This is a genomic window from Kitasatospora sp. NPDC056184, from assembly GCF_042268405.1.
In the GTDB taxonomy this organism is placed as follows: Bacteria; Actinomycetota; Actinomycetes; order Streptomycetales; family Streptomycetaceae; genus Kitasatospora.
Map to the genome: position 1 here is coordinate 217,997 of NZ_JBHJUI010000009.1, position 16,112 is coordinate 234,108.

Here is a 16,112-nt window from a genome sequence, read left to right on the forward strand (position 1 = left end):
TTTACGGACCCCTGGTCCCAGGTAGGGTCTGGAAGCGTCCAGCTCCCCGGAGGAGGTGAGGACCGTGGCAGCCCACGATGACGACTACAACCGCAGCACCGGCAGGCCCGCTCGTGGTTCCGACGAGGCCGCTCAGCTCTCGTACCTTGAGCAGGAAATCGCCGTCCTGCGCCGCAAGCTCGCCGACTCGCCGCGCAATTCGAGAATCCTCGAAGAGCGGATCGTCGAGCTCCAGACCAACCTGGCCGGCGTGACCGCCCAGAACGAACGGCTCGCCTCCACCCTGCGCGAGGCCCGCGACCAGATCGTGGCCCTCAAGGAGGAAGTGGACCGGCTGGCACAGCCCCCGGCCGGATTCGGCGTCTTCCTCAGCGCCAACGAGGACGACACCGCCGACATCTTCACCGGCGGCCGCAAGCTCCGCGTGAACGTCAGCCCCAACGTCGCCCTCGACGAGCTGCGGCGCGGCCAGGAAGTGATGCTCAACGAGGCCCTCAACATCGTGGACGCGATGGCCTTCGAGCGCATCGGCGACCTCGTCACCCTCAAGGAGGTCCTGGAGGACGGCGAGCGCGCCCTGGTCATCGGCCACACCGACGAGGAGCGGGTGGTCCGCCTCGCCGAACCGCTGCGCGAGGCCACCCTCCGGGCGGGGGACGCCCTGCTGCTGGAACCGCGTTCCGGCTACGTCTACGAGGTCGTGCCGAAGGCCGAGGTCGAGGAGCTGGTCCTCGAAGAGGTCCCGGACATCGACTACCGCCAGATCGGCGGCCTCGCCAACCAGATCGAGCTGATCCGCGACGCGGTCGAGCTGCCCTACCTGCACGCCGAGCTCTTCAAGGAGTACGAGCTGCGCCCGCCCAAGGGCGTGCTGCTCTACGGCCCGCCCGGCTGCGGCAAGACGCTGATCGCCAAGGCGGTGGCGAACTCGCTGGCCAAGAAGGTCGCGGAGGTCACCGGCCGGCCCCAGGGGAAGAGCTACTTCCTCAACATCAAGGGCCCCGAGCTGCTCAACAAGTACGTCGGCGAGACCGAGCGGCAGATCCGCCTGGTCTTCCAGCGCGCCCGGGAGAAGGCCGGCGAGGGCACCCCCGTCATCGTCTTCTTCGACGAGATGGAGTCGCTCTTCCGCACCCGCGGCTCCGGTGTCAGCTCGGACGTCGAGAACACCATCGTCCCCCAGCTGCTCGCCGAGATCGACGGCGTGGAGGGCCTGGAGAACGTCATCGTCATCGGCGCCTCGAACCGCGAGGACATGATCGACCCGGCGATCCTGCGGCCCGGCCGCCTGGACGTCAAGATCAAGATCGAGCGGCCGGACGCCGAGGCGGCCAAGGACATCTTCTCCAAGTACCTCAAGGACTCGCTGCCCTTCCACCCGGACGACGTCAAGGAGCACGACGGCTCCGTCGAGGCCACGGTGGCCGCGATGATCCAGTCGGTGGTGGAGCGGATGTACTCCGAGACCGAGGAGAACCGCTTCCTGGAGGTCACCTACGCCAACGGTGACAAGGAGGTCCTGTACTTCAAGGACTTCAACTCCGGCGCGATGATCCAGAACATCGTCGACCGGGCCAAGAAGATGGCCATCAAGGACTACCTCGACCACGGCCAGCGGGGCCTGCGGGTCTCCCACCTGCTCAACGCCTGCGTGGACGAGTTCAAGGAGAACGAGGACCTGCCGAACACCACCAACCCGGACGACTGGGCCCGGATCTCCGGCAAGAAGGGCGAGCGGATCGTCTTCATCCGCACCCTGGTCACGGGGAAGCAGGGCGCCGAGTCCGGCCGCTCCATCGACACTGTCGCCAACACCGGGCAGTACCTGTAACCGAACCGGTCCGGGCCTCCCGGAACGCACGCACCCCGTCCGGCTGTGGCGCCTCGCGGCCCCGCAGCCGGACGGCGCGTCTCGGGGCCCGCCGGTCGGTGCCGCGTTCTAGGCTCGATCCACCGTTCGCGGGCAGACGGCCGGCGTCGGTGTCGTCGAGCGGTACGTCAGTGTGGACCGCCCGCCGGGGGCGGCGCACCGGGCAAGGAGGGCCGCATGACCGTACGGCGCGTGATGGGCATCGAGACCGAGTACGGGATCTCCGTGCCCGGGCACCCCAACGCCAACGCCATGCTCACCTCGTCCCAGATCGTCAACGCGTACGCGGCGGCGATGCACCGGGCACGGCGGGCCCGGTGGGACTTCGAGGAGGAGAATCCGCTGCGCGACGCCCGGGGCTTCGACCTCGCACGGGACGTCGCCGACGCCAGCCAGCTGACCGACGAGGACATCGGCCTCGCCAACGTCATCCTCACCAACGGCGCGCGGTTCTACGTGGACCACGCGCACCCCGAGTACAGCTCGCCCGAGGTGACCAACCCGCGCGACGCCGTGCTCTGGGACAAGGCCGGCGAACGGATCATGGCGGCCGCCGCACAGCGCGCGCTGGAGCTGCCCAACGGGCAGAACATCCACCTGTACAAGAACAACACCGACAACAAGGGCGCCTCCTACGGCACCCACGAGAACTACCTGATGAAGCGGGCGACGCCGTTCGCGGACATCGTCCGCCACCTCACCCCGTTCTTCGTCTCGCGCCAGGTGGTGACCGGCGCCGGCCGGGTCGGCATCGGGCAGGACGGCTCCGCCCACGGCTTCCAGATCAGCCAGCGCGCGGACTTCTTCGAGGTCGAGGTCGGACTGGAGACCACCCTCAAACGGCCGATCATCAACACCCGGGACGAACCGCACGCCGACGCCGAGAAGTACCGCCGGCTGCACGTGATCATCGGCGACGCCAACCTCTCCGAGATCTCCACCTACCTCAAGCTCGGCACCACCTCGCTGGTCCTGGCCATGATCGAGGACGCCTTCATCACCTCGGACCTGGCCGTCGACCAGCCGGTGCGCACCCTGCACCGGATCTCCCACGACCCCACCCTGAAGCACCTGGTCACGCTGCGCAGCGGCCGCCGGCTCACCGCCGTCCAGCTCCAGCTGGAGTACTTCGAGCTGGCCCGCAAGTACGTCGAGGACCGCTTCGGCACCGACGCCGACGAGCAGACCGTGGACGTGCTGGCCCGCTGGGAGGACGTGCTGGGCCGTCTGGAGCGGGACCCGATGTCGCTCTCGCGCCAGCTGGACTGGATCGCCAAGCGGGAGATCCTGGAGGGCTACCGCAGCCGGGACGCCCTGGAGTGGGACAACCCGCGGCTGCAGCTGGTCGACCTCCAGTACAGCGACGTGCGGCCCGAGAAGGGCCTCTACAACCGCCTGGTGGCCCGCGGCCGGTTCGACCGGCTGGTGACCGAGGAGGAGGTCGCCAGGGCCGTCACCAAGCCCCCGGAGGACACCCGGGCGTACTTCCGCGGGCGCTGCCTGGAACAGTACGCCGAGCACGTCGCGGCGGCCTCCTGGGACTCGGTGATCTTCGACCTGCCGGGCCGGGACTCGCTCCAGCGGGTGCCCACCCTGGAGCCGCTGCGCGGGACCCGCAACCACGTCAAGGAGCTGCTGGACCGCTGCCGCACGGCGGAGGACCTGCTGCGGGTGCTCTCCGGCGGATGACCGTCACTTGCCGATCACCATGGGTGAACGCCGGGCAAATGGGAATCATCCGGGGTGACGGCGGACGTTGGACAGGAAGTGCCACCGGCAAACCGGAAGCGGGTTGTCGCACCTTGTGTATAGGGTCGGTGCAGCAAGCAGCGACCAAACCGTGCCAGACGATCGAGCGGGGTGAGGTAAATGGCGAGCAAGGACACCGGCGGCGGCCAGCAGCGGGCGAACCGCTCCTCCGAGGAGGTCGAGGAGCAGGCCGCGGAAGCGCAGAATTCGGATGACCTCAAGGAGCGCCAGGAAAAGCTGAGCGACGACGTCGACGCGGTTCTGGACGAAATCGACGAGGTCCTGGAATCGAACGCCGAGGATTTCGTGCGGCAGTTCGTGCAAAAGGGCGGACAGTAGTCCCGGTCGGAATCCGGGCGGTTGCCCGGCGGCATTCCGGGAATTCACGGTTGCGACCGATGACGGCGGGCGGGCGGCGGGAGCCGTCCGTCCACCCGGTCCGGCCCTCCGCCGTGCTGGACAGTGATCGTCCGGCGGGTAGGGTGCGGGCAGTGCGCGCTTCAAGCTACCTGGAAGGAATCGTGTGGAAGCCAACACTCGTGGCACCGGGCGTCTACCGGCTGCCTTCCTGACCCCGGGGTCCTCGTCGTTCCTCGACTTCCTGGAGGCCCACCGGCCCGAGCTGATCCCCGGTCGGCGCCGCCTTCCCGAGGGCGTCATCGAGGCCCCGCACGGCACGACCATCGTCGCCGCGGTCTTCGACGGCGGTGTGGTCCTCGCCGGTGACCGCCGCGCGACCATGGGCAACGTCATCGCCCAGCGGGACATGGAGAAGGTCTTCCCGGCGGACGAGTACAGCGCGGTCGGCGTCGCCGGCACCGCGGGCCTCGCGATCGAGATGGTCCGGATGTTCCAGCTGGAGCTGGAGCACTACGAGAAGATCGAGGGGACCGTGCTCTCCCTGGAGGGCAAGGCCAACCGGCTCACCACCATGATCCGCGGCAACCTCGGCATGGCGATGCAGGGCCTCGCGGTGGTGCCGATGTTCGCCGGCTACGACACCGACCTCGGCCGCGGCCGGATCTTCACCTACGACGTCACCGGCGGCCGCTCCGAGGAGCGCGGCTTCGCCGCCACCGGCTCCGGCTCGGTCTTCGCCCGCGGCTCGATGAAGAAGCTGCACCGTGAGGACCTGACGGCCGAGCAGGCCTCCACCATGGTCGTCCAGGCCCTCTACGACGCGGCCGACGACGACTCCGCCACCGGCGGCCCCGACCTCGCCCGGAAGATCTTCCCGATCGTCTCGCTGATCACCGAGGACGGCTTCCGCCGGCTCACCGAGGCCGAGGTCGCCGAGATCGCCGTCTCCATCACCGACCAGCGCCTGTCGCACCCCAACGGGCCGCAGGCCCCGCTGCTCTAGCCATCAACTGAGGAAGGAAGGGACGACCGCCGGTGTCGACACCGTTCTACGTCTCCCCCCAGCAGGCCATGGCGGACCGCGCGGAGTACGCCCGCAAGGGCATCGCGCGCGGTCGCAGCGTGGTCGTGCTCACCTACGCCGACGGCATCGTCTTCGTCGCCGAGAACACCTCCCGGGCGCTCCACAAGGTGTCCGAGATCTACGACAAGATCGCCTTCGCGGCGGTCGGCCGGTACAACGAGTTCGAGAACCTGCGCATCGGCGGCGTGCGCTACGCCGACCTGCGCGGTTACACCTACGACCGGGCCGACGTCACCGCCCGGGGCCTGGCCAACGTCTACGCCCAGACCCTCGGCACCATCTTCTCCTCGGTCGGGGAGAAGCCCTACGAGGTCGAGCTGATCGTGGCCGAGGTCGGCCGCACGAGCGACGACGACCAGATCTACCGGCTCACCCCCGACGGCTCGGTCGTCGACGAGAAGAACTACGTCGTGGTCGGCGGCAACGCCGACTCGATCGGCAACTACCTGGGCCAGCGGCACCGCAGCGGGTTCTCGCTGACCGAGGCCGTCAAGGTCGCGGTGGACTCGCTCGCCCGCGACCCCAACGGCGGCAGCCCGCGCACCCTCACCCCCGACCAGCTGGAGGTGGCGGTCCTGGACCGCCAGCGCTTCCAGCAGCGCAAGTTCAAGCGGATCCTGGGCGGCCAGCTCGCCCGGCTGCTGGACGGCGACGAGTCCGCCGAGTCGGAGGACTCGGACGACACGGACGGCACGGCGAAGCCGGCGGCCACCCCGCCCGGCGACTCCGACCAGTAGTGCCCACGGGGTCCCGCACGGCGGCCGGAGACGGCGGCCGGACGGGACCCCGGTGCCCCTGCGGCGGCCCGGACGGGCTTTCGCGGAGGCGGTTTCGGACAGCTCCCATCAGAGAATGGATGGCCCATGGACCGCCGAATTTTCGGGTTGGAGAACGAGTACGGCGTCACCTGTACGTTCCGCGGGCAGCGCAGGCTGTCCCCGGACGAGGTCGCCCGCTACCTCTTCCGCCGCGTAGTCTCCTGGGGCCGCAGCAGCAACGTGTTCCTGCGCAACGGTGCCCGCCTCTACCTCGACGTCGGCTCGCACCCCGAGTACGCCACCCCCGAGTGCGACGACGTCGTCGAGCTGGTGACGCACGACAAGGCGGGCGAGCGCATCCTCGAAGGCCTGCTGGTCGACGCCGAGCGGCGGCTGCACGAGGAGGGCATCGCCGGGGACGTCTACCTCTTCAAGAACAACACCGACTCCGCCGGCAACTCCTACGGCTGCCACGAGAACTACCTGGTGGCCCGGCACGGCGAGTTCTCCCGGCTGGCCGACGTGCTCATCCCGTTCCTGGTGACCCGGCAGCTGATCTGCGGCGCCGGCAAGGTGCTGCAGACCCCGCGCGGCGCGGTCTACTGCGTCAGCCAGCGCGCCGAGCACATCTGGGAGGGCGTCAGCTCGGCGACCACCCGCTCCCGCCCGATCATCAACACCCGGGACGAGCCGCACGCCGACGCCGAGCGCTACCGCCGGCTGCACGTCATCGTCGGCGACTCCAACATGTCGGAGACCACCACCCTGCTCAAGGTGGGCTCCACCGACCTGGTGCTGCGGCTCATCGAGGCCGGCGTGGTGATGCGCGACCTCACCCTGGAGAACCCGATCCGGGCGATCCGCGAGGTCAGCCACGACCTCACCGGCACCCACCAGGTCCGGCTCGCCAACGGCCGGGAGGCCAGCGCGCTCGACATCCAGGAGGAGTACTACACCAAGGCCCTGGAGTTCGCCGACCGCAAGGGCATCAACACCGGCACCATCGCGCGCGTCCTCGACCTGTGGGGCCGCACCCTGGAGGCGGTCCGCACCGAGCGCCTCGACGGGGTCGCCACCGAGATCGACTGGATCATGAAGTACAAGCTCATCGAGCGCTACCGCGAGAAGCACCAGATGAGCATGAGCAACCCCCGGGTCGCCCAGATCGACCTCGCCTACCACGACATCCACCGCCGCCGCGGCCTGTTCTACCTGCTCCAGGCCAAGAACCAGGCGCAGCGGGTGACCACCGACCTCAAGACCTTCGAGGCCAAGTCGATCCCGCCGCAGACCACCCGGGCCCGGCTGCGCGGCGACTTCATCCGCCGGGCGCAGGAGCAGCGCCGCGACTTCACCGTCGACTGGGTGCACCTCAAGCTGAACGACCAGGCGCAGCGCACGGTGCTCTGCAAGGACCCGTTCCGGTCCGTCGACGAGCGGGTGGAGAAGCTCATCGCCGGCATGTGACCGGCGCGCGGGCGGGGGAGCGGCGCGCGGGCCGCGTCCTCCACCGGTGTGATCTTCGCGGCGCCCGGTCCCGGTGGTGTCTACCGGGACCGGGCGCCGTCTGCGCATACGCTGTCCGTCGAGTCCGGAGCCGGAGTCCGGAGAGCCGACTTTGACCGACAGTTAGGAACGCCGTGCGCCGCACCGCCGGGTTGCTTCTCACCCTGCCCCTGTTGCTGGCGGTGGCCTGCAGCAGCTCCACCAAGCCGGCCGGCGAGGCCACGCCCACGGCGTCGCCGACCGCCGCGCCCACCGTGCCCGCCCCGGTGAACGAGGCCTCGCCGATGCCGACGCTGTCCGGCGGCGGCTTCGGGAGCAAGGCCACCATCACCCTTCCCGAGGGCCAGCAGCCCAGCGGGCAGTTCGTGGTGAACACCGTCAGCGAGGGCGACCGCCCGGCGGTCAACAAGGGCGACTGGGTGACGGTCAACTACACCGCCAAGGACTGGACCACCGGCAAGGACCTGCCCAGCTCCTACGACTCCGGCGGCAAGCCGCAGCTCTACCAGGCGGGCAGCGGGCAGCTGGTGCCGGCCTTCGACCAGAGCGTGATCGGCAAGAAGGTCGGCAGCCGGCTGCTGGTCGTCGCGCCGCCGGCCGCCGCGTTCGGCACCCAGGGCTCCACCCAGCTGGGCGTCGGCCCCGGCGACACGGTGGTGTTCGTGCTCGACATCATGGAGAGCCTGCCGCCGGACTCCACGCTCTCCGGCACCATGACGCCGCCGCCGGCGAACCTGCCGCAGGTCAAGGACAACGGCAAGGCCGCCGTCACCATCACCGTGCCGGCCGGGCAGGCCCCGCCGACCGACCTCCAGCAGGCCGTGCTGATCAAGGGCGAGGGCAAGCAGGTCAAGTCCGGGCAGACCCTGGTCGTGCAGTACACCGGGGTGCTGTGGAGCAACGGCCAACAGTTCGACTCCTCCTGGAGCCACGGCGGCGCGCAGGCGCTGCAGATCGGCACCGGCAGCGTCATCGAGGGCTGGGACAAGGGCCTGGTCGGCCAGAACGTCGGCAGCAGGGTGCTGCTGGTGGTGCCGCCGGCGCTCGGCTACAAGGACCAGGCGCAGGGCTCCGTGCCGCCGAACTCGACCCTGGTGTTCGTCGTGGACATCCTGGAGGCCGTGTAGCGCCCGGCGGGTCCGCGCCGGTCGGCGCGGGCCGGGGATCCGCACGGATCCGCGGAGATCCTTTGCACGGGCTGGTTCGAGCCCGGGGGGATTCCGTACGCTTGGGCGGGCGCTCGCACTGGCAAGCGCCCGCCCTCATCCTGACCTGTCATACTGCCCTCGCACTGTGGTAGGCGCCGCCGGCGTCCGGGGTCCGGGCGGGCAGTGCGACAGCACCGCGGCGCCACCACGCCGGCCGTAGACCTCGAAGACCTCGTGGCGAGATGGATGGGGAGTCATGTCTGAGAAAGCGTCGAGCCCGGGCGGGTCCGGTACCGCGCACGGTAACTCCGCCGGAGACCCGGCCGACTCGCGGCCCGGCGGCCCGCTCCCGGGCGACGGTGAGTCGATCATCGTGCCCCCGGCGATCCTGAAGCAGCAGGCCGGGTGGGGCGGGTCCGGGGAAGCGCCGCGGACCGCGGGGACGAAGACCGAGGACGACGTCCCGCAGATCTTCGCCTCCACCGTCCGCCGCCAGGACACCTCGGAGGCCGGGTACGACGAGAACCCGGGCAGGGTCGGCAAGCTCGGCGTGATCCTCGGCACGGTCCTGGGCGTCCTGCTCATCGGCAGCGCCGTCACCCTGTACCTGGTGAACAAGGACGGTTCGTCCGACGACACCGCCGCCAAGCCGGACGCCGCCAAGTCGGCCCCGGCCACGCCGACCCCCGACCCGGTCCCGCCGATCAAGGACAGCGCCAAGGTGCTGCCCAACGTCACCGGTGACTTCGGGACCAAGGCGACCATCGAGGTGCCGGCCGACCAGTCCGACGGCAGCTTCGTCGTCAAGGTGCTCTCCGAGGGCAGCGGTCCCAAGGTCGAGAAGAACTCCTGGACCTCGGTCGACTACACCGGCAAGGACTGGAACACCGGCAAGGACATCCCCTCCTCGTACGACGAGAAGGGCAAGCCGCAGATCTTCCAGGCCGGCACCGACGCGCTCATCCCGGCGCTCGACCAGGCCGTCGTCGGCAAGAAGGCCGGCTCCCGGCTGCTCGTCGTCGCCCCGCCGGCCGCCGCCTTCGGTGCCCAGGGCAACCCGAGCATGTCCATCGGGGCGAAGGACAACCTGATCTTCGTCATCGACATCCGCAACACCAACGCCCCCGACGCCGTCGTCAGCGGCACCGTGACCCCGCCGCCCGCGGACTTCCCGCAGGTCAAGGACAACGGCAAGAAGCCCGCCGAGATCACCCCGGTGCCCGGCGCCGCCGACCCGACCGAGCTCAAGAGCCACGTCCTGATCAAGGGCGAGGGCCGCAAGGTCGAGAAGGGCGAGAAGATCCTCGTCCAGTACACCGGCGCCCTGTTCAAGGACGGCAAGGTCTTCGACTCCTCGCTGAGCAAGGGCCAGGCGTTCTCCTTCCCGCTCGGCGGCGGCCAGGTCATCGCCGGCTGGGACCAGGGCCTGGAGGGCCAGACCATCGGCAGCCGCGTCGAGCTCGTCATCCCGGCCTCGCTCGGCTACAAGGACCAGGCCCAGGGCGAGATCCCCGCGAACTCCACGCTGGTCTTCGTCGTCGACATCCTCGACGCCGGTCAGGGCTGATCCACTTTCGGGTGACAATGGTGTGCGTGTGACCTTCGGGTCCGGCCGCGTGGCCGGGCCCGGGCGGGCGGCGGGCGCCCGTACCGTGGTCCGGGAACGGACCGTGGTGCGGGCGCCCGCCGCTTGGTCATGGAACGAACCAACCGTGAGATGAGGCACTAGTGAGCAAGCCCGAGATCGACTTCCCCGTCGGCGACGCGCCGACCGAGCTGAAGATCCGCGACATCACCGTCGGCACCGGCGAGGAGGCCAAGCCGGGCCAGGTCGTCGAGGTCCACTACGTCGGCGTGACCTTCGCGACCGGCGAGGAGTTCGACGCCAGCTGGAACCGCGGCTCGACCTTCAAGTTCCCGCTCGGCGGCGGCCGGGTCATCAAGGGCTGGGACCAGGGCGTCGCCGGCATGAAGGTCGGCGGCCGCCGCGAGCTGGTCATCCCGCCGCACCTGGCCTACGGCAACCAGTCGCCCAGCCCGCTCATCCCGGCGGGCTCGACCCTGATCTTCGTGGTCGACCTGATCTCCGTCTGAGGACGCTGATCACCCAGGGCCGCACCCCGTCCGCGGGGTGCGGCCCCACGCGTCCGCCGGGCACGGCGACACGTGTTCGCGGACTCGGCTTTTGCCGTGCGTACCGCTACCGGTACGGTCGGTCCCGCCGGGTCAACGACGACGCCCCGGCGGGCGCACCCCGCGCGCGGCGCGGCACACCGGAAGGGTCAGCGATGGCGATCGCCAAGGCAGAGCGGCTGATGAATCTCGCCCTGTGCCTGATGAACACCAGACGTCCGCTCTCCAAGAAGGAGCTGCGGGAGTCCATCGAGGCCTACCGCGAAGCCTGGCAGAACAGCAGCGAGGAAGCCTTCAACCGGATGTTCGAGCGGGACAAGGACGACCTGCGCGAACTCGGACTGGTCATCGACGTCGACGAGAACGCCCTCGACGGCGAACTCGGCTACCTCGCCCGCGCCGACCGCAACCGCCTGCCGGAGATCGCCCTCGACGCCGAGGAGGCGGCCGCGCTCACCCTCGCCGCCCGGGTCTGGCAGCAGGCCAAGATGAGCGGCGCCGCCAGCGGCGCGCTCCAGAAGCTCCGCGCCGCCGGCGTCCCGTTCACCGAGACCGAGCGCCGCCCGGCCCTCGAACCGCGCATCCCCGCCCGCGAGGCCGCGTTCGAACCGCTGCTCACCGCCGCCCGCGACCGCCGCCCGGTCACCTTCGACTACCGCAAGGCCGGCGCCGCCGCCGCCGAGCAGCGCGGCGTCGAGCCCTGGGCCCTGGAGTGCTGGCGCGGCCACTGGTACCTGGCCGGCTGGGACCGCGACCGCGAGGACGCCCGGGTCTTCCGGCTCAGCCGGATCACCGGCAAGGTCCGGGCCCGCTCCGGCGCCTTCCTCGGCACCGTGCCCGAGCACGTGGACGTCCGCGCCACCGTCGCCAAGTTCGCCGGCGAGGGCGCCACCGCGACCGCCGTGGTCAGGGTCCGCCGCGGTGCCGGCTTCCCGCTGCGCACCAAGGCGCTCACCACCCGGCGGGCCGACGACAGCTGGGACGAGCTGGAGATCCCGTACGGCAACGGGCTCGGCGCCGACCTCGCCGAGTTCGGGCCGGACGTGCTGGTGGTCGGCCCCGAGGAGCTGCGGGCCGACGTCATCGACCGGCTGCGTGCGGTGGCCGGAACTGCGGTGGAGGGTGTGCGGGCATGAGCGAGCGGAGCGAGGGAATCATGGGAAGGCGCGTATTGTGCGAAGCGCCCGCCGAGCGTAGCGAGGTGGACGCATGAGCAACGCGATCGACCAGACCCGGCGGATGCTCTCGCTGGTCACCTATCTGCGCGAGCGCCCCGGCGCCGAGGTCGCCGAGGTGGCCCGCGCCTTCGGCATCAGCGAGCGCGAACTGATCGGCGACCTCAACGTACTGCCGATGTGCGGCACCAGCTTCCGCGGCGGTGACCTGCTCGACATCGACACCGACGGCGAGCGGATCTGGTGGCACAACGTCGACGACGTCGCCCAGCCGCTGCGGCTGGCCGCCGACGAGGCGACCGCCCTGCTGGTCGCCGCCCGCGCCGTCGCCGGGCTGCCCGGTCTGCGGGCGGGCGACCGGGAGGCGCTCACCCGGGCCGTCGCCAAGATCGAGAACGCGGCGGGGGAGAGCGCCGAGGGCAGCGCCCGGGTCGGCGTCACCTTCGAGGCCGAGAGCCACGTCTTCGCCGACATCGACCGCGCCCTGAGCGAGGGCCGCCGGCTCTGGCTGCGCTACTACTCGCACGGCCGCGGCGGCATGACCGAGCGCGAGGTCGACCCGATCCGGCTGCTCACCGAGGGCCACACCTACCTGGAGGCCTGGTGCCGGACCTCCGAGGACCACCGGATGTTCCGGCTCGACCGGGTCGCCGAGATCAAGGTCCTGGACGTCCCCGCCGACCCGCCCAAGCGCGAGCCGCGCGACCTCTCCGGCGGGCTGGTCAACCCCTCCGCCGACGACCCCGAGGTGGTCGTCGAGGTCTCCTCCGGCGGCCGCTGGGTCGCCGAGTACTACACCCACGACCGGGCCGAGGAGCTGCCCGACGGCGGACTGCGGATCACCCTGCGCAGCGCCGACCCCTCGCAGCTGCGCCCGCTCGCGCTGCGGCTGGGCCGCGACGGGCGGATCGTCTCGCCGCCGGAGCTGGCCGAGCAGGCGCGGGCGGCGGCGCTGGAGGCGCTGGCGCACTACGGGGAGGGGCTGGTCTGAGCCGTGGAGCCCGGTACCAGATTCAAGGTGTACTGCTCGGAGTGCCGGGAGAAGGTGGAGCTGCCGGTCGAGGCGTTCCGCCTGACGTTCGGCCGCACGGCGGCGCAGGCGCACTACAGCTTCGGGTGCCCGCTGTGCGGGGCGGCGGTGCGCAAGCCCGCCGGGGAGAAGATCGTCACGGCGCTGACCGGGGCCGGGGTGCGGACCATGCGGCTGGTGCCGGCCGAGGGGTGAGCGGGGCCGGGGCCGATAGGGTGGGCGACATGTCCTGGATGCTCGTCGCCGCCGTCCTCCTCGCCACCGCCGGCCTGCTGGTGCTCGGCGTCCTCGCGGTCCGGCTCTGGCTGGACGTGCGCGCGCTGGCGAAGGGCGTGGACGCCGCCTCCCGGGCGCTGGCCGAGGCGGCCGGGGACCTCGCGGCCACGGCGGCGAGCCGCGGCTGACGGCGCGCGGGCCGTCGCGGGCCCGGCGTACGGAGCGTTCGCCCCGGCGCACGGAGTGCGGCGGCGGGCCGGGGAGCTGCCGGGAATGTCGAACGGGTGACACCGGGGGCTGCTGCGCGGAGGCGGGGGCGCGTTACGCTCTCAGTTGGCTCCTGAGCGCGAACGGGGGCCGCTGTCCTGTTCGGGCGGCCGTCGTCACGGCGTCACCCGCAGCGGTTACCATCCCCGCAGCGGGCGGCCCGTCGGTGCCGCCAAGACTGAAGGTGGTCGAGCATGCGGGTCTCGTTCACCGCGATCCTCCTGGTCGCGGTCATTGCCATTGTGCTCTTCGGCGCCAAGCGGCTGCCGGAGCTGGCGCGTTCCCTCGGCCAGTCGGCACGGATCCTCAAGAGCGAGGCCAAGGCGATGCGCACCGACGGTGCCGACACCCCGGCGCCGCCCGCCCCGGCGGTGGCCGACGGCGGTACGGCGAAGACCATCCAGTCCGCCCCGGGTGCGTCCGCGACCGCCCGCCCGGTGTCCGAGCAGCCCACCGGGCAGTCCGCTCCGGACGGCGGGGCGCGCTGAACGCGCGGCACGCGCGACCACTGGAGGCCCGTCGACCGGCGGGCCCCGACGCACGAGTTGAGGACCGGGGTTGAGCAAGCTCACCAAGGCGTCGAAGACGCCCAAGGATCCCGAGGGGCGGATGGCCCTCGCCGACCACCTGCGGGAACTGCGGAACCGCGTGGTCAAGTCGGTCCTGGCGATCGTGCTGATCACGATCGTCGCGCTGATCTTCCACAAGCAGATCGAGACGCTGCTGCTCAAGCCGCTGCCGCAGTGCACCCCGGACAACATCGAGTCCACCAAGGGCAAGTGCGCGCAGGTCTCCACCATCGGTCTGACCGCGGGCTTCAACTGGATGCTCAAGGTCGCCCTGACGGTCGGCGTGGTCGTCACCGTGCCGATCTGGCTGTACCAGCTGTGGGCCTTCGTGGCGCCCGGCCTGCACAAGCACGAGCGCAAGTACACGGTCATCTTCATGGCGTGCGGCGCGCCGCTGTTCCTGGCCGGTGTGACGCTGGCGATCCTGCTGCTGCCGCTGACCGTCCAGGTGCTGATCTCGTTCACCCCGGACCAGACCACACCGATCCTGCCGCCCGCCGACTACTTCGACATCGCCACCCGGCTGGTGCTGGTCTTCGGCCTGGCCTTCGAGTTCCCGCTGCTGCTGGTCATGCTGAACCTGACGGGCATGGTCACCGGCAAGCGGCTGCTGGGCTGGTGGCGCGGCATGGTGATGGGCATCACCGTGTTCGCCGCCTTCGCGACGCCCAGCGCCGACCCGCTCAGCATGCTGGCGCTGGCCGCGCCGATCTGGGCGCTGTACTTCCTCGCGGTCGGGGTCGCGATGCTGAACGACCGGCGCAGGGCCCGGCGCAACCCGGACCTCGCACTGGACGACGAGGAGGCCTCGCACGTCGACCTCTCGGTGGCGCCGGTCGCGAAGGCCGAGGCGATCGAGGCGTCGGGCACGCCGAGCGCGTCCGCCCAGGTGCCGGCCGCCCGCCACGAGCAGATGGACGACATCACCTGATCCGGCCGAGGGCCTGAGACCCGCGAGCCCCGGCCCGCCGCTCCCCAGCGGCGGGCCGGGGCTTTTCGACGTTTTTGGTCCGATCCGGGCGGCGGTCTTGGCAGCTTCGATGGCATGTGACATATTACTGACGTGTCCCACTCCCAGAGACTCCCCGACGTCGTCGTGGTCGGTGCCGGCGTCGTCGGCGCCGCCTGCGCGTACTACGCCGCACGGGCCGGCCTGCGCGTCGACGTCGTCGACCGCGGCCCGGTCGCCGGCGGCACCACCGGCGCCGGCGAGGGCAACCTGCTGGTCTCCGACAAGGAGCCCGGCCCCGAGCTCGACCTCGCCCTGTACTCCACCGGCCTCTGGCGCGAACTCGCCGACGACCTCGGCGTCGCCGTCGAGTACGAGGCGAAGGGCGGCCTGGTGGTCGCCAACACGCCCGCCCGGCAGGAGGCGCTGCGCGCCTTCGCGGCCGAGCAGACGGAGGTCGGCGTGATCTCCGAGGAGATCCCCGGCGAGCGGCTGAACGAGCTGGAGCCGCACCTCGCGCCCGGCCTGGCCGGCGGCTTCCTGTACCCCCAGGACGCCCAGGTCCAGCCCGCGCTGGCCGCCGCCCACCTGCTGCGCGCCGCCCGCCGGGCCGGAGCCCGGCTGCACACCGGCGAGGCCGTCCGGGCCGTGCTGCTCGGATCCGACGGCGCGGTGTGCGGCGTCGAGACCGAGCGGCGGCGGATCGAGGCGCCCGCCGTGGTCAACGCCGCCGGCACCTGGGGCGGCGAGCTGGCCGCGCTGGCCGGCGTCCGGCTGCCGGTGCTGCCGCGGCGCGGGTTCGTGCTGGTCACCGAGCCGCTGCCGCGGATCGTCCGGCACAAGGTGTACGCCGCCGACTACGTGGCCGACGTCGCCAGCGGCTCAGCCGCGCTGCAGACCTCGGCCGTGGTCGAGGGCACGCCGGGCGGGCCGGTGCTGATCGGCGCCAGCCGCGAGCGGGTCGGTTTCGACCGGACGCTCTCGGTCGAGGTGCTGCACCGGCTGGCCGCCCAGGCCGCCGCGCTCTTCCCGGTCCTGGCCGGGGTGAGCGTGATGCGCGCCTACCGCGGCTTCCGCCCGTACCTGCCGGACCACCTGCCCGCGATCGGCGCCGACCCCCGGGTGTCCGGTCTGTACCACGCCTGCGGCCACGAGGGCGCGGGCATCGGCCTGGCCCCGGCCACCGGGCTGCTGATCGCCCAGCAGCTCACCGGCAAGGCCGCTGACCTGGACCTCACGCCCTTCCGGGCCGACCGCTTCCCGGCCGGGGGCGGTACCGAGGCCGACGCCGGCTGAGG

General features: G+C 71.3%; 16 protein-coding genes and 1 pseudogene. All 17 read left to right on the top strand.

Annotated features, from left to right (window positions below):
- Positions 1 to 64: 64 nt before the first annotated feature.
- Complete coding sequence (arc, locus tag ACFC0B_RS20145) at positions 65 to 1,831, top strand: proteasome ATPase (RefSeq protein ID WP_376087280.1); 1,767 nt, start codon at positions 65 to 67, stop codon at positions 1,829 to 1,831.
- 216 nt (positions 1,832 to 2,047) lie between these two features.
- A complete protein-coding gene (gene dop, locus ACFC0B_RS20150; protein WP_376087282.1) occupies positions 2,048 to 3,559 on the top strand; it encodes a depupylase/deamidase Dop in 1,512 nt (503 codons plus the stop codon).
- Positions 3,560 to 3,739: 180 nt separating this feature from the next.
- Positions 3,740 to 3,958, top strand: a complete 219-nt coding sequence (locus ACFC0B_RS20155) for a ubiquitin-like protein Pup (RefSeq protein ID WP_344321819.1) — start codon at positions 3,740 to 3,742, stop codon at positions 3,956 to 3,958.
- 155 nt (positions 3,959 to 4,113) lie between these two features.
- Positions 4,114 to 4,191: pseudogene (locus ACFC0B_RS20160) on the top strand (recombination endonuclease VII); the annotation flags it as partial.
- The gene (gene prcB, locus ACFC0B_RS20165) at positions 4,188 to 4,982 is read left to right on the top strand and encodes a proteasome subunit beta (protein WP_376087451.1); all 795 of its coding nucleotides are present in this window, start codon (positions 4,188 to 4,190) and stop codon (positions 4,980 to 4,982) included. The pseudogene ACFC0B_RS20160 and the gene prcB, both read left to right, overlap by 4 nt.
- A gap of 32 nt (positions 4,983 to 5,014) precedes the next feature.
- Positions 5,015 to 5,800: a proteasome subunit alpha gene (gene prcA, locus ACFC0B_RS20170; RefSeq protein ID WP_376087284.1), complete on the top strand. Its 786-nt coding sequence runs from the start codon at positions 5,015 to 5,017 to the stop codon at positions 5,798 to 5,800.
- A gap of 126 nt (positions 5,801 to 5,926) precedes the next feature.
- Complete coding sequence (gene pafA / locus ACFC0B_RS20175) at positions 5,927 to 7,288, top strand: Pup--protein ligase (RefSeq protein ID WP_350545455.1); 1,362 nt, start codon at positions 5,927 to 5,929, stop codon at positions 7,286 to 7,288.
- A gap of 173 nt (positions 7,289 to 7,461) precedes the next feature.
- The gene (locus tag ACFC0B_RS20180; RefSeq protein WP_376087286.1) at positions 7,462 to 8,454 is read left to right on the top strand and encodes an FKBP-type peptidyl-prolyl cis-trans isomerase; all 993 of its coding nucleotides are present in this window, start codon (positions 7,462 to 7,464) and stop codon (positions 8,452 to 8,454) included.
- Between the two features lie 277 nt (positions 8,455 to 8,731).
- The gene (locus ACFC0B_RS20185) at positions 8,732 to 10,042 is read left to right on the top strand and encodes an FKBP-type peptidyl-prolyl cis-trans isomerase (protein ID WP_376087288.1); all 1,311 of its coding nucleotides are present in this window, start codon (positions 8,732 to 8,734) and stop codon (positions 10,040 to 10,042) included.
- 161 nt (positions 10,043 to 10,203) lie between these two features.
- A complete protein-coding gene (locus ACFC0B_RS20190) occupies positions 10,204 to 10,569 on the top strand; it encodes an FKBP-type peptidyl-prolyl cis-trans isomerase (RefSeq protein ID WP_350570767.1) in 366 nt (121 codons plus the stop codon).
- A gap of 194 nt (positions 10,570 to 10,763) precedes the next feature.
- Positions 10,764 to 11,744: a helix-turn-helix transcriptional regulator gene (locus tag ACFC0B_RS20195; protein WP_376087290.1), complete on the top strand. Its 981-nt coding sequence runs from the start codon at positions 10,764 to 10,766 to the stop codon at positions 11,742 to 11,744.
- Positions 11,745 to 11,817: 73 nt separating this feature from the next.
- Positions 11,818 to 12,774 (top strand): helix-turn-helix transcriptional regulator, encoded by a 957-nt coding sequence (locus ACFC0B_RS20200; protein ID WP_376087292.1) that lies wholly within the window; start codon positions 11,818 to 11,820, stop codon positions 12,772 to 12,774.
- A gap of 3 nt (positions 12,775 to 12,777) precedes the next feature.
- Positions 12,778 to 13,008: a hypothetical protein gene (locus ACFC0B_RS20205; RefSeq protein WP_376087294.1), complete on the top strand. Its 231-nt coding sequence runs from the start codon at positions 12,778 to 12,780 to the stop codon at positions 13,006 to 13,008.
- A 29-nt stretch (positions 13,009 to 13,037) separates the two neighbouring features.
- Positions 13,038 to 13,217: a hypothetical protein gene (locus ACFC0B_RS20210; protein ID WP_376087296.1), complete on the top strand. Its 180-nt coding sequence runs from the start codon at positions 13,038 to 13,040 to the stop codon at positions 13,215 to 13,217.
- 273 nt (positions 13,218 to 13,490) lie between these two features.
- The gene (gene tatA / locus ACFC0B_RS20215; RefSeq protein WP_376087298.1) at positions 13,491 to 13,784 is read left to right on the top strand and encodes a Sec-independent protein translocase subunit TatA; all 294 of its coding nucleotides are present in this window, start codon (positions 13,491 to 13,493) and stop codon (positions 13,782 to 13,784) included.
- A 121-nt stretch (positions 13,785 to 13,905) separates the two neighbouring features.
- On the top strand, positions 13,906 to 14,796 hold the full coding sequence (gene tatC, locus ACFC0B_RS20220) for a twin-arginine translocase subunit TatC (RefSeq protein WP_376087453.1): 891 nt from the start codon (positions 13,906 to 13,908) through the stop codon (positions 14,794 to 14,796).
- A 132-nt stretch (positions 14,797 to 14,928) separates the two neighbouring features.
- Positions 14,929 to 16,110, top strand: a complete 1,182-nt coding sequence (locus tag ACFC0B_RS20225; RefSeq protein ID WP_376087300.1) for an NAD(P)/FAD-dependent oxidoreductase — start codon at positions 14,929 to 14,931, stop codon at positions 16,108 to 16,110.
- Positions 16,111 to 16,112: the final 2 nt, after the last annotated feature.